The sequence below is a fragment of the Faecalibacterium duncaniae genome, assembly GCF_010509575.1.
GTDB lineage: Bacteria > Bacillota > Clostridia > Oscillospirales > Ruminococcaceae > Faecalibacterium > Faecalibacterium duncaniae.
The window spans coordinates 382,148-402,848 of record NZ_CP048437.1; the positions used below are offsets into that span (position 1 = coordinate 382,148).

Consider the following 20,701-nt stretch of genomic DNA (forward strand, 5'->3'; position numbering starts at 1 on the left):
GTGGAATTCCATGAAAAGCTTCAGGAATTAAGAAAGAGCCGAGGTTTGACACAAGAAGAACTAGCCGAGGCATTATTTGTTTCAAGAACTGCAATTTCAAAATGGGAATCCGGAAGAGGATATCCGAGCATAGATTCATTAAAGGAAATATCCAGATATTTCTCTGTGTCCATTGATGAGCTGTTATCCGGAGATCAGTTGGTTTTGATTGCTGAAAAAGAAAACAAGTCAAATCTCAATGGTCTATGTGACTTGTTATTTGGATTTACCGATTTGCTCTCTTTGATGCTTATTTTTCTTCCATTGTATTCCAAACCGGTTGATGGATATATCTATTCAGTAAGTCTTATTGAGTATGTAGATAATGAAATTTGGATTCGTATGACATACTGGGGTCTTTTTATCGCATTAACGATTATTGGAATTGTGAATATTTTAATGGTCAATTTCAAATTTGAAAAGGGAAAAAAGGTGATTACTTTTTTGTCTGTAGGGCTTAGTATTATTACTGTTTTGTATCTGGCGATTGCGAGAGAACCATATGCAGTAACAGTGGCTTTTCTGTTGTTACTTATAAAAGGAGGTCTACTTTATAAACGAGCTATGGCCGGTCGATAAGGAGTTGAGCCATACAAATTCAAGTTTGTCGTTCTGAAAATTTAACTGAATAACCACAGTAAAAACCGCTGCTACATGGAAGCTAACAAACCATGCAACAGCGGTTTTTCTTTACCGTTTTTTCCTTTGGCTGATAGGCGTGCTCATTTTCTTTGACTTTTTGAGAATCCGAATAAGCCAGCGAAATTCTTCATCTGACAGATTTTTATAGTTGATACCGAGCTGCTTGCAGTAAAGCACTGCCAGTTTTTCCAAACGGCTGCCCTTGAAATTTTCGACCGCTTCCAGATTTTCTTTCAGTTCATTGGCAACAGTGGTCTGGGGCGCACTCTCACTATCCTTTTTATGGGTTTCCCGAATATCCCGGATAATCAGGTTTAGGTCATCCAGAACCATGTGGCTGAAATATTCATCATCACTGATATGGGCGGCTTGCAGCACTTTCAAATGTGGGTCATCTTCGCCAGGGCGATACCGTTCTATGATTTCATGTCGGACAGTATCGACAAGGGTGTTGAGGTTTTGAATCTGCATGGTGGCAATCCCATCCACATAAATCTCAATGTCCGCAAGAAACTTGATAAAGTCCTTATGGGTGGCAAGTTCGCAGAGCAGACGGTTGTTAATCCGACCGCTTTTCAGAAGTGCTACCATCTCATCACTCAAATGCAGCTCCCTTAATGGCGTATTGATCTCCGCTCGGTTCTCTGTCCGGCACAGCAGATAATCGACGGAAACCCCATAGAAGTCTGCCAGCGTGATAAGGTTGCCATGATTGATTTCCTTAAAATCTTCTTTTTCATAACTGCCAAGGGCTGATTTAGAAATACCCGTTAGTTTTGATAGTTCTTCCAGATTTAAGCCTTTGTCCTTGCGGAGTTCCCAAAGGCGTTCCTGTATGCTTGTTGCTCCTTTCATGGGCACACGCTCCTTTCCAACGGTTTCATTGCTGCCGCTTATCTGGATTATATCACACTTTCCGTAATCGTGGAAATTTCTGATTTTTACCCTTAATTCCTACTTTGTGGACATACGGCACAGGGCACAAAAATGTTCTATGATACAGGTAGTTCATCGATGGATTATTCCAATCGAATGACCAGCCTGTGTGGGATATGCTTCCCCGGCGATGTAGCGCCATGAATTTTGGCAGGGATATGGAGGAACCCTGACCAAAACGAGCGTACCAAAGGGAGCGATACGCCGCTGTGAGATTCAGGGGAGGAACGACACCGGGGAGAACTGGCGAACTGACACCGAAATGATACCGAAACACAACAATCTGATAGGGGGACAGTCTACCCTATCGCTGATACTTCGGGAGATTTTAAGCGGCTCTATGGCTGTAATTTTACCGAAAATCGCCCCGAAACCATACACTAAAACGGGAGGAAGCGCAATATGCCGAGAATGAGCAAAAAGAGGAAGCATGAGCTTTCCTTTTACCTCAATGACCGGGGGCGTGTCACTTACAACGAATTATGCCGGAAATGCCAGCATGGGTGCAAGCAGAGCTTCCGGGCGGTTGTGATTGACTGCCCCCGTTATTTATCCAAACGAGCAAAGAAAAAGGAGAAACACACCGAATGAATTTTGAATTTATGACGATAGACACACCATTGCCACCCTGTATGCCATTTCCCAAAGCGTTGACAGGATTTCCAGTCAGCAGCACCGCAAAGGTCATGTACTGCCGGATGCTGGACGCTATGTTATCCAAAGGGCAGGAGGACGAGAACGGAATCCTCTTTGTCTGCTTCCCTGTCACAGCCATTGCCGCAGTCCTGTCCCGCAGCTCCATGACGGTCAAGCGTTCTCTGAATGAACTGGAAACTGCCGGACTTATCATGCGGGTGCGTCAGGGCATTGGAGAACCAAACCGGATTTATGTGCTGATACCGGGAAAGGAGGACGCTGCCCTTGCCTGATACCTCAAAGCTGGAAAAACTCAATCGGGAGTTGGAAAAAAGCGAAAAGAAACTGCGGAAAGCCATCAATGATGAAAAGGCATTGCAGCACCAGTTGAAACAGCTTACCCGAAAGGAACGGACGCACCGGCTCTGTACCCGTGGCGGTATGCTGGAAAGTTTTCTGCAAGAGCCGGAACGCCTGACAGATGATGATGTCATGCTGTTGTTGAAACTCATTTTTCACAGGCAGGACACGCAGGAACTATTGAAAAAACTGCTGGAACGGGAGAAGGCGGAAACCCCTTAGTTTACTAAGGGCGCAATTATACACCACCCAGAGGTTGGTGCATTGCGTTCTCCGAAGGCTCCTTGCCGGAGGGCTGTGATTTTCCGCAGTCATGGTCTGCTCCAAATCAAACAGGGGACGCTACGCTTCCCCTGCGCTGGCTGCCGCCAGCTACCCTTTTGTGGACTTGCCATCTGGGGACACCTTGCGTTGCAAGCTGTTCCCAGCCGACAAGTTTCATAAAATATGCTATCTTTTCGATAGCCAATGAAGTATAATGAAGATGACAACAAATCGGAAGTTGACAAGGAGTTTTGATAGCGTGAAAAAAATATTTCTTAAAATTGTGATAGGGGTTGTTCTTGCTTGTATTTTATTTGTTTGTTTTCTTTATACGAACAATGAGATCGGCGTGACTTCATCTAAGCTGGAGGCAGATATTCGTTCGTCGCAGAAGATTAAGGATGATTGGACGGTCGATGGAAGCGTTTCCAGCACGATGGCTGCATATATTTCTTACCCTCAGGATTTGAGTGACCATTCTTTTTCCGTCTATGTCAACCGTCCTGGTCTTTCCTTTGGATACTTTTTCCGTGGGGGTGGAAACCTTTCGGGGGTTCAAAGAGGAATTGCCGAGTACACCGTAGAAGGATATAATGAGCGAGCATTTATTTCTATGAATCAGCAACAGGTAACACAGCTTGAAATAGATGACGGCAACACAATTCAAGTGCTTGACATTGACAGCAATAAACCTTTTGCGATTGTTTTGCCTATAAGTGCGGGAACCATTACATTCTATGATGTGAATGGCAATACTGTGGAATACTGGAACAATTCTCTTTGACAACTTCACATCGGGTCAGCTTGCCCCGAACTTTTACAACTAAATACCCGCCGCCAACACAGCGGCGCACCGAGCAGGAAATCTGAAAAAGGTCTCCTGCTTTTTTTCTGCCCAAAATGAGGTGGTAAAACGCCACCCCATCCACCAATTAGCGAAAGGAGGGATACGAAATGCCCTGTCCACACAACGAAATCACGATTGTTCAGCGCAGTCAACGGCAGTCTGCTGTTGCCGCCGCTGCTTACCAGAGTGGCGAAAAACTGTTCTGTGAATATGACCAGCAAGTGAAGCACTACCCGGAAAAGCGTGGTATCGTCCACAATGAAATCCTGCTTCCGGCAAACGCCCCGCCGGAGTATGCAGACCGCAATACCTTATGGAACGCCGCCGAAGCGGTGGAGAAGCAATGGAACTCCCAGCTTGCAAGGAGGTGGGTGCTTACTATCCCCAGAGAGATACCGCCCGACCAGTACGCTGTCCTTGTCCGGGAGTTTTGCCAGAAGCAGTTTGTTTCCAAAGGCATGATTGCTGATTTTGCTATCCATGACCCCCATCCGCCGGGACACAATCCCCACGCCCATGTCTTGCTCACTATGAGGGCAATAGACGAACATGGGAAATGGCTTCCCAAGAGCCGCAAGGTTTATGACCTTGATGAAAGCGGAGAACGGATAAAACTTCCGTCCGGCAGGTGGAAAAGCCACAAGGAGGATACGGTGGACTGGAACGACCAGAAGTATTGTGAAATCTGGCGGCATGAATGGGAGGTCATCCAGAACCGCTATCTGGAAGCCAATGACCGCCCGGAGCGTGTGGACTTGCGTTCCTATGCCAGACAGGGGCTTGATATAGTTCCCACTGTCCATGAGGGGGCTGCTGTCCGGCAGATGGAAAAGCGTGGTATCCAGACGAATATCGGCAACCTGAACCGGGAAATCAGAGCCGCCAACCGCCTGATGAAGTCCATCCGGCAGCTTATCCAAAACCTCAAAGGCTGGATTACCGAGCTGGGTGAAAAACGGAAAGAGCTGCTTGCACAAAAAGCGGCGGAGGAAGCAACGCTTCTTCCCAATCTGCTGATGAAGTATATGGAGATACGAAAGGAAGAACGGAAGGACTGGACAAGGGCTGGACAAAACCGGGGAACTTCACAGGACTTAAAGGCAGTCAGCGAAGCCCTGTCCTATCTCCGGCAAAAGGGGCTTTCCACTGTGGAGGACTTGGAAGCATTTCTGGAATCTTCCGGGAAATCAGCCGCAGATTACCGCAATCAGATGAAGCCAAAGGAAGCCCGAAGCAAAGTGATTGACGGGATTCTTGCCAGCCGGACAGACTGCAAGGAATGTGAGCCTGTCTATGAGAAGTACCAGAAGATATTTTTTAAGAAAACAAAGGAGAAATTCAAACAGGAACACCCGGAGGTCGCCCGGTATGAGAAAGCCGCCGCCTACCTTGCCAAGCACCCGGACGATAAGGACAGCACCCAAAAGGAGCTGAAAGAGGAGCAGGAAAAACTTGTCGGCGAAATCGCAGAGCTGAAAGAACCTTTGACCGAGGTACAGGCTGATTTGAAGAAACTGCGGGACATCCGCTACTGGGTACGGAAAGCCACACCCGGCACAGAGGAAAGCAAAGAGCCGCCCAAGAAACAGCCTATCAAAGAAGTCTTGCAGGATAAGGCGGACGAGAAAAAAGCACAAAGGACTGCCCCGGCGCAGACAAAACACAGACAACAGGATATGGAACTTTAACAGGCACTTGCCATTTTCAATCAGAGAATGTCAGGTGCTTTTCTTATTTTCAAGGAGGGATAGATTTGAATGTATTTGAAGCTGTGAAGCAGTCTGTTACAACAAGACAGGCTGCGGAGCATTATGGAATCCATGTAGGTCGGAACGGGATGGCTTGCTGCCCGTTCCATCACGATAAGACCCCAAGCATGAAGCTGGATCGGCGTTACCATTGCTTCGGCTGCGGTGCTGATGGGGATGTGATTGATTTTACCGCCGCCCTGTATGGGCTGGGAAAGAAAGAAGCCGCCGTACAACTGGCACAGGACTTCGGGCTTTCCTATGAGGACTGGAAACCGCCGGGAAAGGTAAAAAAGCCCAAGCCCCGGCAGAAATCCCCGGAGGAACAGTTTCAGGAAGCAAAGAACCGCTGCTTCCGTATCCTTGCCGATTATCTCCACCTGCTTAGGGCATGGAGAAAGGATTATGTCCCGCACTCCCCGGAGGAAACCGTTCATCCCCGGTTTGTGGAAGCCTTACAGAAGCAAGCCCAAGTGGAATATCTGCTGGATGTGCTGCTCTTTGGGGAAACGGAGGAAAAAGCGGCTTTGATTACGGACTACGGAAAGGATGTGATACAGCTTGAACAGCGAATGGCAGAGCTTGCAGCCGCAGACGCAGCAAGAACTAAAAAACACCATGAACGCCATGCAGCCACCCCAGAGCGTTGAGGAAATCAAGGCGGGGCTGGAAACTACCGAGAAAGGCGGTGTCCGTCAGAGCATACGGAACTGCCTGACCGTATTCCAGCGTGACCCGCTGCTTTCCGGGGCTATCGCATACAACATTCTGACCGACCGCAAGGACATCATAAAGCCCATCGGTTTTCACAGGGAAAGCACCGCCCTGAACGATACGGACATGAAGTATCTGCTTCTTTATCTGGAAGAAACCTATGGGCTTACCAATGAGAAAAAGATTGATAACGCCATCGGGATTGTGGCGAATGAAAACAAGTACCATCCCATCCGGGACTATCTCAATACCCTTGTGTGGGACGGGACAGAACGAATCCGTTTCTGCCTGCGGCACTTTCTGGGGGCTGACGCAGACGATTACACCTATGAAGCGTTGAAGCTGTTCCTGCTGGGTGCAATCTCACGAGCCTTTCAGCCGGGGTGCAAGTTTGAAATCATGCTCTGTCTGGTAGGTGGTCAGGGGGCTGGCAAGTCCACCTTCTTCCGTCTGCTGGCAGTCCGGGACGAGTGGTTCTCCGATGATTTGCGGAAGCTGGACGATGACAATGTGTATCGCAAGCTGCAAGGTCACTGGATTATCGAAATGTCGGAAATGATGGCAACCGCAAACGCCAAGAGCATTGAGGAAATCAAGTCATTTTTAAGCCGGCAGAAAGAGGTTTACAAGATACCCTATGAAACCCACCCGGCAGACCGCCCCCGTCAGTGCGTGTTTGGCGGCACTTCCAATGCCCTTGACTTCCTGCCCCTTGACCGTTCCGGCAACCGCCGCTTTATCCCCGTCATGGTGTACCCGGAGCAAGCCGAGGTTCACATTTTGGAGGATGAAGCTGCTTCCAGAGCCTATATCGAGCAGATGTGGGCAGAAGCTATGGAGATTTACCGAAGCGGCAGGTTCAAGCTGGCTTTCAGCCCCGCCATGCAGCGGTATCTCAAAGAACACCAGCGGGATTTTATGCCGGAGGACACCAAAGCCGGGATGATACAGGCGTATCTTGATAAGTACACCGGGAGCATGGTCTGCTCCAAGCAGCTCTACAAGGAAGCCTTGAACCATGCCTTTGACGAGCCGAAACAATGGGAAATCCGGGAAATCAACGAGATTATGAACCAGTGCATTGACCGCTGGCGGTACTTCCCGAACCCAAGAATGTTTTCAGAATATGGCAGACAAAAGGGCTGGGAGCGTGAAAACCCGGCAACGGACTCCGGCAACCCGTCTGAAAAAACGATGGATGGTTTTGTGGAGGTCACAGAACAGATGGAGCTTCCATTCTGAAAATGACAGCCCGTTGCACCCCCTGTTGCTATCCCGTTGCCGAGCCGGTTGCCGGGGAAAATCCCGAAACTATCGGCTTTTCTCCCCTATGACAACCAAAACAACAGAAAAATAAAAGAAAAGTATAAATAGTAACCATCGCCAGATTGAGATTGTTTGCAAGGTCTTTTGAAGCCCGTTGCCGGACTTCGTTGCCGACACCCTCTGTCTGGCTATTTTCATGTATGGAGGATAACTGCCTATGGCAAAAAACAAAACAGAGATTCATGTTACAACGGTGTTTGACGGGGAGCTGGACGCAACCGATGTGTTCGTCAGCCTGATTTCCCAGAAATACGGTAAGACAAATACGAAAGAATATCTTGCTAAAAGGAAAGATATGAGCTATAATGAAGATGAGGTTCAAAAGAGCCAGATACCGTCTGGATTGTGTGGGTAAATGGCTATGATGAACGAAATGGAATACAGAACAATCGGTTCGGCACTTGCCGGAGGGTATCGTGCAGCGGTCTATTGCAGGCTGTCAAAGGACGATGACCTGCAAGGCGAAAGTGCCAGTATCGCAAACCAGCGTGATATGCTGGAAAAATACTGCGAAAAGCAGGGATGGGAGGTTGTGGCAGTCTATCAGGACGATGGCTTCACAGGTCTTAATATGGAGCGTCCTGATTTACAGAGAATGTTGAGAGCCATTGAGCGCAGGCAAATCAACCTTGTCATCACGAAAGACCTCAGCCGACTGGGGCGTAACTATCTGCAAACCGGGCATTTGATTGAGGACTTTTTCCCAAGAAACGGTGTCCGCTATATCGCCATGAATGACGGTATCGACACCCTGCGTGATAACAACGATATTGCCCCGTTCAAGAATATCCTGAACGAGATGTACAGCAAGGATATTTCCAAGAAAGTCCATTCCTCTTATCTTCTGAAAGCGCAGAAAGGACAGTTTACCGGGTGTCTTGCCCCGTTTGGGTATCGGAAAGACCCGGAGGACAAAAACCATCTGCTCATTGACGAGGAAACCGCCCCGATTGTGCGGCTGATTTTCGGTTATGCCCTAAACGGTCATGGTCCGAACTATATCCGCAGACGTCTGGAGGAAGAAAAAATCCCCTGCCCCACATGGTGGAACCGGGAACGGGGGCTTCGCAATACCCGAACCAAATGGGAAAAGAAAGACCCGGAAAACGGACGGTATATGTGGGACTTCTCCGTTATCAAAGACCTTTTGATGAATCCCGTCTACACCGGGGCGATTGCTTCCCAGAAAAAAGACTACCGTTTCAAAATCGGCACGATTGGGGAAAAGAAGCCGGAGGACTGGATTGTGGTGGAGGGACAGCATGAACCGCTGATTGACCGCATGAGCTTTGACATTGTGCAGAACAAGCTGAAATCCCGCCAGCGTCCGGGGCAGACCAATGAAATCAGCCTGTTTGCCGGACTGATAAAATGCGGCGAGTGTGGGAAGTCGCTGACGATACGCTACACAAACGCAAAACATCCCCAGCAGATTTATTCCTGCAAGACCTACAATGCCTTTGGAAAGAATCACTGCACCCAGCACCGGATTGACTATGACACCCTTTACAGCCATGTGCTGCGGAAAATCCGGGAATGTGCCAGAGCTGCCCTGATGGACGGGGAAGCGGTTGCCGACCGCCTGACCAACACTTGTGAAGCCGAGAAGCGGGAACAGCGGGAAGCAATGGAACGCTCCCTTACAAGGGACGAGGAACGGATTGAGGTTCTGAACAAAATGGTCATGCGGCTTTATGAGGATATGATTGCAGGGCGTATCAGTGAGCAGAATTTCAACACCATGCTGGAAAAGACACAGACCGAGCAGACGGAGCTTAAAACAAAAGTGTCAGATGGCAGAAAGCGGCTGTCCGATGAAGTCCAGCTTGCCAATGACGCAAAACAATGGGTGGAAGCCATTCAGGAATACGCCAATATCACAGAGCTGGACGCAGCCACCCTCAACCGCTTAATCAAAGAAATCGTCGTGCATGAGCGCATTGACGAAGATAAAACAAGACACATTTCTATCGAAATTCATTTTAATCTCAAACCCATCCCAGAGGTGGAACAGGTCACTGCCTGACCTGTCCCGCCGGGACGGTTCTCTTAAAAACACCATATAGATTTTTTGTACGCCGCCGCCCGCCATCGAGCAGAGTTTTACACCTAATTGGGTATAAAACAGCTGATGGCTGGCGGCGGCGTGGCACTGATCGGTACGACTCTGGTGCCGCTGCTTTCCGGTCTGTTCGGTTAAGCAAAAGCTGTCGGAGCGAAGATTCCGGCCGGGCGGCGAAAGCTGCCTGTTACATAGTCAGGTGCAGGCAATCTCCGCAGCTGGCTATTTTCTGCGCTCTCTGGCAGGTGCACATGTTGGAAGTATGGCGCAGAACCGCAGTTTAGAATCGCACCGGCGGATAGGCCGGACAAGTTACAGGAGGACAAATCTATGGCGTTTCTTACTACAACTGCATCGGCACTGTCTCTTTTCTCTCAGCTGTTCATGCTTCTGTCCCGGATGGCGAAGCTGTTCGGCGTGTTTGCGTAAGGAAGGAGGCGGCTCATGCAGAGTATCCTTGAACAGATCACAGATTGGCTCAAGAGCATGATCATCAGCGGTATCATGGGAAATCTTTCAGGGATGTTCGATTCGGTCAACCAGCAGGTTGGACAGATCGCAGGCGATGTGGGAACCACACCGGCGAACTTTTCACCTGCTGTTTTTTCTATGATCCGCAACATCTCGGAATCCGTGATCCTGCCCATTGCCGGAATGGTGCTGACTTTCATCGCCTGTTATGAGCTGATCCAGATGCTCATTGAGCATAACAATCTGGCAAATTTCGAGACATGGACATTTTTCAAATGGGTCTTTAAGACCTTTCTGGCAGTGACCCTGATCTCGAACACATTCAATATCACGATGGCTGTCTTTGATGTGGCGCAGCAAGTGATCTCCCGAAGCGGCGGGCTGATTTCCGGCAGTACGTCCGTCAGCGATGCGACCCTGACAGCAATGCAGGCCACGCTGGAAGGCATGGACTTAGGACCGCTGCTGGGACTGTATTTGCAGACCTTTGTGGTTCAGGTCACGATGCTGGCGTTGTCGGCTATCATCTTTGTCATCGTGTATGGCCGAATGGTGGAAATATATCTCATGGTGAGCCTTGCGCCGATTCCGTTCGCAACCTTTGGAAACCATGAGCAGAGCCATACCGGTCAAAACTATCTGCGCTCCCTGTTTGCACTGGGATTCCAGGGCTTTCTTATCATGATCTGTGTAGGCATCTATGCAGTTCTGATTCAGAACCTGTCCTTTTCGGATAACATCATCAGCAGCATTTGGGGCGTTTTGGGCTATACGGTTTTGCTGGCATTTACGCTGTTTAAGACGGGAAGCCTCGCGAAATCCGTGTTTGCAGCGCACTAAGAGAGGAGGAATGATTCATGGCATCTTATATTTCTGTGCCGCGAGACCTTTCAAAGGTCAAGACCAAGGTCTTTATGAACCTGACCAAACGGCAGATTCTCTGCTTCGGAGCCGGTGCGCTGATTGGCGTTCCGGTTTTCTTTTTGCTCAAATCCAGCGGAAATCTGAGCCTTGCTGCACTTGGCATGATGGCAGTGATGCTGCCGCTCTTCTTTCTTGCCATGTACGAGAAAGACGGTCAGCCGCTGGAAGTGGTGGCAAAGCATTTCTATGAGGCGAAGTTCAAGAGGCCGAAAACGCGGCCTTACAAAACGAAAAATTACTATGCACTGCTGGTTCAGCAGGCAGACGTGGAAATGGAGGTAAATCGCATTGTTCAAAATTCTCGAAAAGCTGACAGCGAAGAATAAAAAGCAGGATGACATCCGAATGCCGTCTCATCTGTCAGCCGCAGAGCAAAAACAGGTGCAGACGGTGATTGATCGTGCAAGGGGTGACCGCACGGTTCCGCATTCGGCACAGGAGAGCATTCCTTTTCAGCGGATGTTCCCGGACGGTATTTGCCGTGTGACGGACAATTACTACACCAAAACCATTCAGTTTCAGGACATCAATTACCAGCTGGCGCAGCAGGAAGATCAGACGGCTATCTTTGAGGAATGGTGCAGCTTCCTGAACTTCTTTGATTCCAGCATCCGCTTTGAGCTTTCTTTTATGAATATGGCTACGGATGCCTCGAATTTTGAGAAGATGGTGCGCATCCCGTACCAGAAGGATCATTTTAATCCGGTACGCACAGAGTACAGCACCATGCTCCGCCGTCAACTTGCCCAGGGCAACAACGGCCTGACCAAGACGAAGTACCTGACGTTTGGCATTGAGGCGGAATCCATGAAGCAGGCAAAGCCGAGGCTCATTCACATCGAGATCGACCTGATGAACAACTTCAAACGCTTGGGTGTCCGGGCAAAATTGCTTAACGGCAAGGAACGGCTTCATTTGATGCACGATATGTTCCACATGGGTGACCATGACCGATTCAATTTCGATTGGAAGTGGCTGCCGGAGAGCGGGCTGTCGGTAAAGGACTTTATTGCACCGACCGGTTTTGCCTTTCCGAAGAACCGTGTTTTTCAGATGGGTGGGATGTATGGTTCCATGTCCTATCTCCAGATTACGGCTTCCGACCTGTCGGATCAGCTGCTGAAGGACTTTCTGGATATGGAATCCAGCCAGATTGTAACCATGCACATTCAGTCGGTAGACCAGAACAAAGCAATCAAGTCTATTAAGCACACCATCACGGAGCTGGATCGTTCCAAGATTGAGGAACAGAAGAAAGCTGTACGTTCCGGATACGATATGGACATCATTCCGTCCGATTTGGCAACTTACGGTAAGGACGCAAAGGCACTGCTGAAGGAATTGCAGAGCCAGAATGAGCGTATGTTCCTGCTGACCTTTCTGGTGATGAACACCGGCGAAACGGAGCAGGAGCTGGAAACCAATGTGTTTCAGGCTTCCAGCATTGCACAAAAGTACAACTGCAACCTGCGCCGTCTGGACTTCCAGCAGGAGCAGGGGCTGATGAGCTGCCTGCCGCTGGCACAGAACCTGATTGAGATTCAGCGCAGCATGACTACCAGCAGCACGGCAATTTTCGTGCCGTTTACCACCCAGGAACTGTTTCAGACCGGGAAAGAGGCTCTGTACTATGGGCTGAATGCTTTGTCCAACAACCTGATTATGGTTGACCGGAAAAAGCTCAAAAACCCCAACGGGCTGATTCTGGGTACCCCCGGTTCCGGTAAATCCTTCTCTGCCAAGAGAGAAATCGCCAATGCGTTCCTGGTGACGGATGACGATGTAATCGTGTGCGATCCCGAAGCTGAGTACACAGCACTGGTGCAGAAATTTGAGGGGCAGGTCATTAAAATCAGCCCTTCCAGCACGCAGTATATCAACCCAATGGACATCAATGCGAACTATTCGGAAGAGGATAATCCGATTGCCCTGAAAGCAGATTTCATCCTGTCCCTGTGTGAGCTGATCGTGGGCGGAAAAGAAGGCTTGCAGCCGGTAGAAAAGACGGTCATCGACCGCTGTGTTCATCAGATTTACCAGACCTATTTTGAACACCCGGTGCCGGAGAACATGCCCGTTTTGCAGGATTTGTACGAAGCTCTGCTCCGGCAGGATGAAAAGGAGGCACACCATGTGGCAACGGCACTGGAAATCTATGTAACCGGTTCTCTGAACCTGTTCAACCACCGCACCAACGTAGATATCAATAACCGGCTGGTCTGCTATGACATCAAGGAGCTGGGCAAGCAGCTGAAAAAGATCGGGATGCTGGTGGTGCAGGATCAGGTCTGGGGGCGTGTGACCGCCAACCGTAATGCCGGTAAAGCCACCCGCTACTATATGGACGAGTTCCATCTGCTTTTGAAAGAAGAGCAGACAGCGGCCTACAGCGTGGAAATCTGGAAGCGATTCCGTAAATGGGGCGGTATTCCCACCGGCATCACCCAGAATGTGAAAGACCTGCTTTCTTCCCGCGAAGTGACGAACATTTTTGAAAACAGCGACTTCATTTATATGCTGAATCAAGCAGCCGGTGATCGTCAGATTCTGGCGGATCAGCTGAATATCAGCCCACATCAGCTGTCCTATGTGACCCACTCCGGTGAAGGCGAAGGACTGCTGTTCTACGGAAATGTGATTTTGCCGTTCGTTGATCGTTTCCCGACCGATCTGGAACTGTACCGGATTATGACGACAAAATTAACCGAAGTGCAGGAAGCGAAGGAGGCGTAAGCGATGGCTGGCAAGAAAAATCCGAATCTCGGAGACAAGCTGCGGCAGGAGCGCGAGGGTGCGGAGAACACCCTTCGCGATTCCAGAAGCAAAACCGCAGATAGCAGTACGGGAGACGGCGGCAAGAAAAAAGCGGAACACCGAAGGCAGATTCGTCACGAGGCCGATCTTGCTAAGATGCGCAGTAAGAAGCTGAAATCAGATCAGGAAGTAAAAGCGAAAAAGAATGCAGCAGCTTCCGGGAAAAAAGGCGGAAAGCCAAAGAAGCCGGGAAATCTTGCGGCAGATGCACTTTCAGCCAAGGCACATCAGAGTGTGCGCAATGCCGACCAGGATAATAATTCTGGTGTGGAGGCAGCGCATTTTACCGAAGGCTCAGCGGAAGGTGCAGCCCGTGCTGGTTCCCGGTTCCAATATGGTCGAAAGCTGCGGCAGTACAAAAAGCTGGAGCGGTTGGAGAAAAAGGGAAATAAAGATGCCGTAGATTCCATCTTTGCGGAACGCATGAAGTCTGATCCGCAGGCTGGTTCCAATCTCTTTTCCCGATGGCGGCAGAAGCAGGCCATCAAAAAAGAGTATGCCGCTGCGAAGGCAGGTGCGGCCGCTGCGGAGAACACAGCATCTGGCACAGCCAAAGCTGCACAGGGTACTGTCAGTATAACGGAAAAGGCATTTCAGTTTGTGCAGAGCCACTCGCATATCATCATCGGTATCGCAGCCGTGGGACTGCTTGTTTTGGTGATTGCCGGGTCGGTTTCGTCATGCTCCGTCTTGATCAATGGCGGCGGCAATGTGGTGCTGGGGACTTCCTACACGGCAGAAGATGAAGATTTGAAAGGCGTGGAGACGGATTATACCAGGCTGGAAGATAAACTTCGCAAACAAATCGACCGCATTGAAACCGACCATCCGGGCTATGACGAGTATCGCTACAATCTGGCAGAGATTGGTCACAATCCCTATGAGCTTGCATCTCTGCTGACCGTAGAATTTGAAAACTATACGAGAAGCCAGGTGCAGGCGCGGCTCCAGAGTATTTTTGAAGCGCAGTATGAGCTGAAGTTGGAGGAAAAGGTGGAAATCCGGACAAGGAAGGAAACCCGTGTGGGCTATCGCTACAATCCAATCACCGGAACCGGACACACCTACACCTATCAGGTGACGGTACAGTATGAGTATAAAATCCTCAATGTAACACGGCTCAATCGGGGCGTTGACTATGTTGCAAGAAATTCCGGCTTTACAGATGACCAGCTGCAACGATACGAAGTCACACTGGAGTGCCGGGGCAATCGAGATGACCTGTTTGCAGGCATAGCCTTTGCAACGCCGGATGGCGCGGGTTCCAGCGGAGAATACCAGGATTACGACATTCCGGGCGAAGCTCTGACGGATGAAAAATTCCGGAAGATGATTACCGAAGCAGAGAAATATCTCGGTTATCCCTATGTTTGGGGCGGCAGCTCGCCGAGTACCAGTTTTGACTGCTCCGGTTTTGTAAGCTGGGTCATCAACCACTGCGGCAATGGCTGGAATGTAGGCAGGCAGACGGCCAACGGTCTGATGGGAAAATGCGACATTATCCCGAAGAGTGAGGCAAAGCCCGGAGACCTGATCTTCTTCCAGAAAACCTACAACACCAGTGGCGCATCCCATGTGGGCATTTATGTCGGCAACGGGATGATGATCCACTGTGGCTCACCAATTTCCTATGCTTCCATTGAGACGAGCTACTGGCGGCAGCACTACTACTGCATGGGAAGAATTCGATAAAAATAGGGCGTTTATTCGCCCGGAAAGGATACGATATGAGCTTGAAACTGGAAAAGATTGCTGCGGAGCGCGAGAAAGCCCGCAGGAAACGCGATGAATGGGAGGAGCGCAGAAAGGAATGGGACAGAAAGTACCACGAGCAGGAAAACAGCGAAATCTGTGAAATGGTACATGCCCAGAGCCTGACCCCGGAACAGCTGGCAGTCATCATTCAGCTGGCGCAGGCTGCGGTTCCCAACCCGGAGAACCTGAAACTGGATGAGAAAGAAACGGAGGATATGGAATGAAAAAGATGATGGCAATGCTGCTTGCCAGCGTGATGGCGGCAGGAACCTTTACGACCACTGCATTTGCCTATACGGGCGATGATGTGCAGAAGAACACGCCTGTCAGTACCGCTGCACAGGAGACGGATGCAGCAGAAAGCACAAATGCGGGGAAAACGGACAATACCGACAGCATCGAAATCGACCCGGACATGCAGGTTCTGCCGGATGGCTATGAGGTCTCTACGGATGCGGATGGGAACCTGATCGTTACGGTGGGCGGCAAAGAATACAATATCGGCAGCGAAAAGTCCCAAAAGCAGACTGGTACGGTGGTGCCGGGGATCACCAGTCTGCATTTTCGTTCCGGTCCCGGCATGGATCAGGAGATTATCGGATATCTGCATTCCGGCGATACGGTGGAGATTGTCGAAAAATGCGGTGACTGGTATAAGGTAAACTTCAACGGCAAAACCGGGTATGCACATGGAAAGTACCTGAATGTCACGGATTCTGCAAAAGACAGCAGCATGTTCAGTGAAGATGCGCTGAAGCTGTTTCTGGATCTGATGCAGAGTGGAATGTCATACGAGGATGAGACGAAATCCAGTGCAGCTTTGACTCCGGAAGGAAATATGACGCTGGTGGACGATATCGGTGAGGAAGAAGATAAATCCAGCCAGCAGTTCATTACGCTGGTGACAAAGGCGGGCAACACCTTTTATCTGATCATCGACCGCGATAAAGACGGCAACCAGAATGTGCATTTCCTGAACATGGTGGACGAGGCCGATCTGCTTGCGCTGATGGATGAAGAGGAAGCTGCCAAGTATCGGGAGAAGGAGCCGGAAGTCACGGAACCTGCGGAAACCGAAAAGCCGCAGGAGACGGAACCGGCACCGGAAGAGCAGAAAACAGAGAGCGAGCAGAAGAAATCGTCTCCGCTTCCGATGATTATGCTGCTTCTGTTTGTGATCGGTGCAGCCGGTGTCGGCGGTTATCTCTATATCAAGATGAAGGGCGTAAAGCCTGCGTCCAAGAAAAATCAGCCGGACCCGGATGCGGATTATCACGATGAGGATGAAGATACGCTCCAGCTGCCGGAGGATGATGGTGACGAGGACGAAGAAGTGGATGTCAACGAGGATTATGAAGCGGAATCGGACGATGAACCTGTCTGATTAACGCAGCGTTGACCGGTGGGGCGGCTGAAAAGCCGTCCCCTTTACATAGCCAAATGGTTGGTGGGTGAACTGTTTTGAGCTATGAAGCTATGGACTCTGTAGGCGATATCTGATAAAATAGAAAGTAAGAACAGCTCAACAACTCGGAATTTTACCATTCAGATTTCCGTGCTCTGCCACTTTTATGAGCGTTCTTTTCAGTATTTTGCCACTTTCATGAGGGAATAATCCGTGCTTCATTACACTTTCATGAGCGAATTTATGCTGTAATATGACATTTTCATGAGGGAATTGGTGCTTCGATGCGACGTGAGGAGGTAGTGGGCGGAGGCATGGGCGCGATAAAGGCAACGAGTGCGAATGGGTGGACGCGACGTGAGAAGGTGGAGGGTGCGGACGCGTGGGCGCGGAGTGAGCAGGCGGAGGGCCGAGACATTGGCCCGGGAAAAGTGAGCAGAAATATACGAGTGTCAACGGGAGGGTTTTATGGTACAACTAGAAGTAGTTTTTTGATGGAGGTGCCTATGGAGCCGAAGGTCAGTATCATCGTGCCGGTGTATAACGCGGAGAAGAGTCTCGCGCGCTGTGTGGACAGTATTCTGAATCAGGAGTTTCGGGATTTCGAGCTGATCCTCATGGATGATGGAAGTAAGGATCGGTCCGGGGAGATCTGCGACGGATATGCGCGGGCGGATGCGCGCGTGGTGGTCGTGCATAAGGAGAATACGGGGGTGTCGGATACGCGAAACCAGGCGATCGCGCGGGCGCGGGGTACGTTTCTGCAGTTCGTGGACAGTGATGACTGGCTGACGGCGGATGCGACGAAGCTGATGGTGCGGGCGGCCGAGGAGACGGGCTGCGACATGGTGATCGCGGATTTCTATCGTGTCGTCGGAGAGATGGTGTCGCAGAAGGGGGATATCGACGCGGACCAGGTGATCGGGCGTGAAGCGTTCGTTGGCTTCATGATGGAGAACCCGGCGGACTACTACTATGGGGTGCTGTGGAATAAGCTGTACCGGCGCTCGCTTGTGGAGGCGCACGGGATCCGGATGGATGCGAAGCTCAGCTGGTGCGAGGATTTTCTGTTTAATCTCGAGTATGTGCGCTATGCGACGACGTTCTATGCGCTGCGGACGCCGGTCTACTATTATGTGAAGACGAAGGGTTCGCTGGTGAATCAGAAGATCAGCTTCGCGCGGACGGTGGAGATGAAACTCGCGATGTTCGAGTGCTACAACGACTTCTTCAAGCATGTGCTGGATGAGGATGCGTATGAGCGGAAGCGGCTGCAGGTCTATCATTTTCTAGTGGATGCGGCGAAGGATGGTTTCGTGTTCCCGGCGACGATTCCGGGGACGCAGAAGCTCGGTGAGGAGCGGAGCCAGGCGCTGCAGGAGGTGATTTCGGAGGATGGGATCATCGTGGAGAAGTACCGCGACCGGAAGCTGCTCGAGCGCTATCTCGAGTCGGTGGCGCTGAAGTATGATATGACGCTGGCGGAGCTGTCGCTGCTGCTGTATCGGAAGGACGCGGGAAAGGCGCTCACTCGAGGGGCTGAAGCGCAGATGCCTGCGCGGGAAGATGCCGTGGAGGCGACTGATCGAAAGGATGCCGGAAAGGCGCTGAGCCGGAAGGATCTCGCGGAGCTGATGCATATGAGCCGCGGGGATCTGCGCGCCGCGCTGCAGAAGCTGGTCTCACGCGGGATGCTCGAAGTGGTCGACGTGCCGAGGAAACGACGTGAAGCGGCGGAAATAGCCGAGGCGACCGGTCTTTTCGGAAAGCGTGGCGAGGCACAGGATGCAGACGCGAACGGAATGACGAAGAAAAAACGCGAGCCGCGGAAGATTCGTCTCGAGCTGCTGCCGGCGTCGGATGCGGTGCTGCAGGATATCGCGGCCGCGGAGCGTGACTACGAGCAGGCGAAGTTCCGGGGATTTACCGAGGACGAGCTCCGGCAGTATACAGCGCTCGAGCGGCGTGTGCAGGAGAACGAAAAGCAGATACTGCAGAAGTGAGGATGGGCAGACGAACACCATCAGCGATGCCTGGCGATGAGTCAGCGAGGGGCAGAATGCGTTGCGGCGAGGCACAACGCATGCGCGGAGTGATGATGTGGAGGGCCGAAACATGGGCACAAGCGAGTAGGAGGCGGTGACTAGCCGCCGTCCTCTCACACCACCGTGCGTCAGACTGTCTAACAAAACCCTTTTGAGGTGGTAAAATCGACAGTCTGATAAACGGATTCTCATATTTTTCTTCATTCTATTGAATAGAGGGCTACTCCAAAAGCTATTTCTGATATCCTGTTTTGTTTTTCTTTGTAACTATTCAAATTTTTTAATCAATTCCTGTGTCGAGAACAAACTTAATAATCGCTTAAAATTATAAGCGATAAACATGGATGCTGCTTCAGCATCAACATTTTCCTTTTTACGCCTAAGAAAGAAACTATACCCCAAAGAGCGTTTGACCGTTCCAAATGGATGTTCTACGATGCATCGTCTCTGTCTATAAACGTTGTTGTTTTCCAATGTTGATTTATGAACATCAGCAAGGATATTTTCATATTCCCAACGTTGAAGCGTCCTTCCAGTTTTAGATGATGTACAACTATTATGGTATTTACACGTAGAACAGGATGTACACTTATATTTTTTATATCTCAATCCATTCTTTGACGTGTTTTCAAAAAATAATAATCGTTCACCTGCTGGGCAAGTGTATGTATCATTTTCCGAGTTATAGGTGAATTTTTCTTTACGAAATTCATTGTTCTTTGTACTATTATTGGCTTTTGATTTTTTGATATATACAGTCATACCATCATCAATACAGTTTTTAATTTCAGTCGCATTATAATAGCCGGTATCAGCGATGACAGTACATTCCTCGATATCTAAAAGCTTTTTTGCGTTCTTAGCCATGACATGAAGCTGATTTTGGTCATTGATATCATTTGTTGTAGATATATCTACGACAAAATGATTTTGTGAATCAACTACAGACTGTACATTGTAACAAATATCCAAAGACCCGTTATTTTTCATTCGCCTGGAATCAGGATCGGTAAGACTTTTTTGTTCTAACCCTTTTTCTGAAAGTTCCTTCTTTTGGCACAAGTATTCTTCTTTTAGCTTCTGATAGGTTTCCAACTTATCTTTATATTCAGAATCAACAGGAGTTTCTTTTTCGATAGCCATAAGATACGAATTTATTCTCTCATCAGCATAAGCAATTTTTTTATCCAAACCGCTTTGGGTGATACAATTGTGCTTGCTGTTTTGCGCACGAATTTTAGTGCCGTCAATTGCCATTAGCTTTCCATCGATCAATCCCCATCCTTTAAGGATAAGTGTCAATTGCTGCAATGTGTTATGAAACGCTTTTCTATTCTCTTTTACAAAGCCAGCGATAGTTCCATGATCTGGTGTTATTGCGTTGATCAACCACATGAGTTCAAGGTTTCGTTTACACTCTATTTCCAGAGCTCTGCTCGATCTGATTTTATTTAAATATCCGTAAATGTGCAGTTTCAACAAATCGGAACGACGATATGGAGATTGTCCTCTATTAGTCCCATTGTATTCTGTAAAACCCAGTTCGAGTAAATTTAATGAATTAACATAGGCATCAATTGCGCGAACCGAATTATCTTTATCAATTAGATCATCTAACGATGCAGTAATCATTCTGGATTGATTTCTGTCTGTTCCAACAATATATGCCATAATTAAGCCCCCAATCTCTATATCTTGTAACTTAATTATATC

General features: G+C 49.5%; 19 protein-coding genes and 1 pseudogene. 18 read left to right on the plus strand and 2 right to left on the minus strand.

Features of this window, described 5'->3' with window-relative positions; all coding sequences use genetic code 11:
- The gene (locus tag GXM22_RS01710; protein WP_035393372.1) at positions 1-618 is read left to right on the plus strand and encodes a helix-turn-helix domain-containing protein; all 618 of its coding nucleotides are present in this window, start codon (positions 1-3) and stop codon (positions 616-618) included.
- Positions 619-729: 111 nt separating this feature from the next.
- Here the strand turns inward: GXM22_RS01710 and GXM22_RS01715 are convergent, their stop codons facing one another.
- A complete protein-coding gene (locus GXM22_RS01715; RefSeq protein ID WP_005929949.1) occupies positions 730-1,536 on the minus strand; it encodes a helix-turn-helix domain-containing protein in 807 nt (268 codons plus the stop codon).
- Positions 1,537-2,019: 483 nt separating this feature from the next.
- On the opposite strand from GXM22_RS01715, the gene GXM22_RS01720 reads away from it, so the two are divergent.
- From GXM22_RS01720 to GXM22_RS01805, 17 genes and pseudogenes are all read left to right on the plus strand, one after another.
- The gene (locus GXM22_RS01720) at positions 2,020-2,208 is read left to right on the plus strand and encodes a hypothetical protein (protein ID WP_005929946.1); all 189 of its coding nucleotides are present in this window, start codon (positions 2,020-2,022) and stop codon (positions 2,206-2,208) included.
- On the plus strand, positions 2,205-2,546 hold the full coding sequence (locus GXM22_RS01725) for a DeoR family transcriptional regulator (RefSeq protein ID WP_005929943.1): 342 nt from the start codon (positions 2,205-2,207) through the stop codon (positions 2,544-2,546). Before GXM22_RS01720 ends, GXM22_RS01725 begins: the two co-directional genes overlap by 4 nt.
- Positions 2,539-2,835, plus strand: a complete 297-nt coding sequence (locus GXM22_RS01730) for a DUF3847 domain-containing protein (protein ID WP_099357249.1) — start codon at positions 2,539-2,541, stop codon at positions 2,833-2,835. Before GXM22_RS01725 ends, GXM22_RS01730 begins: the two co-directional genes overlap by 8 nt.
- Positions 2,836-3,136: 301 nt before the next feature.
- Entirely contained in the window at positions 3,137-3,661 is a 525-nt protein-coding gene (locus GXM22_RS01735) for a hypothetical protein (RefSeq protein WP_002569224.1), read from the plus strand.
- A 170-nt stretch (positions 3,662-3,831) separates the two neighbouring features.
- Positions 3,832-5,412 (plus strand): MobQ family relaxase, encoded by a 1,581-nt coding sequence (mobQ, locus tag GXM22_RS01740; protein ID WP_005929933.1) that lies wholly within the window; start codon positions 3,832-3,834, stop codon positions 5,410-5,412.
- A gap of 65 nt (positions 5,413-5,477) precedes the next feature.
- A complete protein-coding gene (locus GXM22_RS01745; protein WP_035393369.1) occupies positions 5,478-6,122 on the plus strand; it encodes a CHC2 zinc finger domain-containing protein in 645 nt (214 codons plus the stop codon).
- The gene (locus tag GXM22_RS01750; protein WP_005929926.1) at positions 6,091-7,428 is read left to right on the plus strand and encodes a virulence-associated E family protein; all 1,338 of its coding nucleotides are present in this window, start codon (positions 6,091-6,093) and stop codon (positions 7,426-7,428) included. The genes GXM22_RS01745 and GXM22_RS01750 overlap by 32 nt, the downstream gene beginning before the upstream one ends.
- A gap of 241 nt (positions 7,429-7,669) precedes the next feature.
- Positions 7,670-7,867: a hypothetical protein gene (locus GXM22_RS01760; protein WP_003020324.1), complete on the plus strand. Its 198-nt coding sequence runs from the start codon at positions 7,670-7,672 to the stop codon at positions 7,865-7,867.
- Positions 7,868-9,538, plus strand: coding sequence for a recombinase family protein (locus GXM22_RS01765; protein ID WP_005929919.1), 1,671 nt, complete (start codon positions 7,868-7,870; stop codon positions 9,536-9,538). It abuts the gene before it with no gap.
- Positions 9,539-9,628: 90 nt separating this feature from the next.
- Positions 9,629-9,712: pseudogene (locus GXM22_RS01770) on the plus strand (Maff2 family mobile element protein); the annotation flags it as partial.
- A gap of 306 nt (positions 9,713-10,018) precedes the next feature.
- Entirely contained in the window at positions 10,019-10,885 is an 867-nt protein-coding gene (locus tag GXM22_RS01775; protein ID WP_005929916.1) for a VirB6/TrbL-like conjugal transfer protein, CD1112 family, read from the plus strand.
- A gap of 17 nt (positions 10,886-10,902) precedes the next feature.
- The gene (locus GXM22_RS01780) at positions 10,903-11,295 is read left to right on the plus strand and encodes a PrgI family protein (protein ID WP_002576402.1); all 393 of its coding nucleotides are present in this window, start codon (positions 10,903-10,905) and stop codon (positions 11,293-11,295) included.
- 19 nt (positions 11,296-11,314) lie between these two features.
- Positions 11,315-13,702: a VirB4-like conjugal transfer ATPase, CD1110 family gene (locus GXM22_RS01785; protein WP_005929911.1), complete on the plus strand. Its 2,388-nt coding sequence runs from the start codon at positions 11,315-11,317 to the stop codon at positions 13,700-13,702.
- Positions 13,703-13,705: 3 nt separating this feature from the next.
- Positions 13,706-15,475 carry a CD1108 family mobile element protein gene (locus tag GXM22_RS01790; protein ID WP_005929907.1) on the plus strand — a complete coding sequence of 590 codons (1,770 nt, stop codon included), beginning with the start codon at positions 13,706-13,708 and terminating at the stop codon, positions 15,473-15,475.
- 35 nt (positions 15,476-15,510) lie between these two features.
- Positions 15,511-15,762 (plus strand): DUF4315 family protein, encoded by a 252-nt coding sequence (locus tag GXM22_RS01795; RefSeq protein WP_005929904.1) that lies wholly within the window; start codon positions 15,511-15,513, stop codon positions 15,760-15,762.
- Positions 15,759-16,922: a CD1107 family mobile element protein gene (locus GXM22_RS01800; protein WP_005929902.1), complete on the plus strand. Its 1,164-nt coding sequence runs from the start codon at positions 15,759-15,761 to the stop codon at positions 16,920-16,922. The genes GXM22_RS01795 and GXM22_RS01800 overlap by 4 nt, the downstream gene beginning before the upstream one ends.
- Positions 16,923-17,449: 527 nt before the next feature.
- Positions 17,450-18,946 carry a glycosyltransferase gene (locus GXM22_RS01805; protein ID WP_242410986.1) on the plus strand — a complete coding sequence of 499 codons (1,497 nt, stop codon included), beginning with the start codon at positions 17,450-17,452 and terminating at the stop codon, positions 18,944-18,946.
- A gap of 309 nt (positions 18,947-19,255) precedes the next feature.
- Here GXM22_RS01805 and GXM22_RS01810 read toward each other — a convergent pair whose 3' ends face one another.
- Positions 19,256-20,659, minus strand: coding sequence for an IS1182 family transposase (locus GXM22_RS01810; protein WP_007882151.1), 1,404 nt, complete (start codon positions 20,657-20,659; stop codon positions 19,256-19,258).
- Positions 20,660-20,701 lie beyond the last annotated feature (42 nt).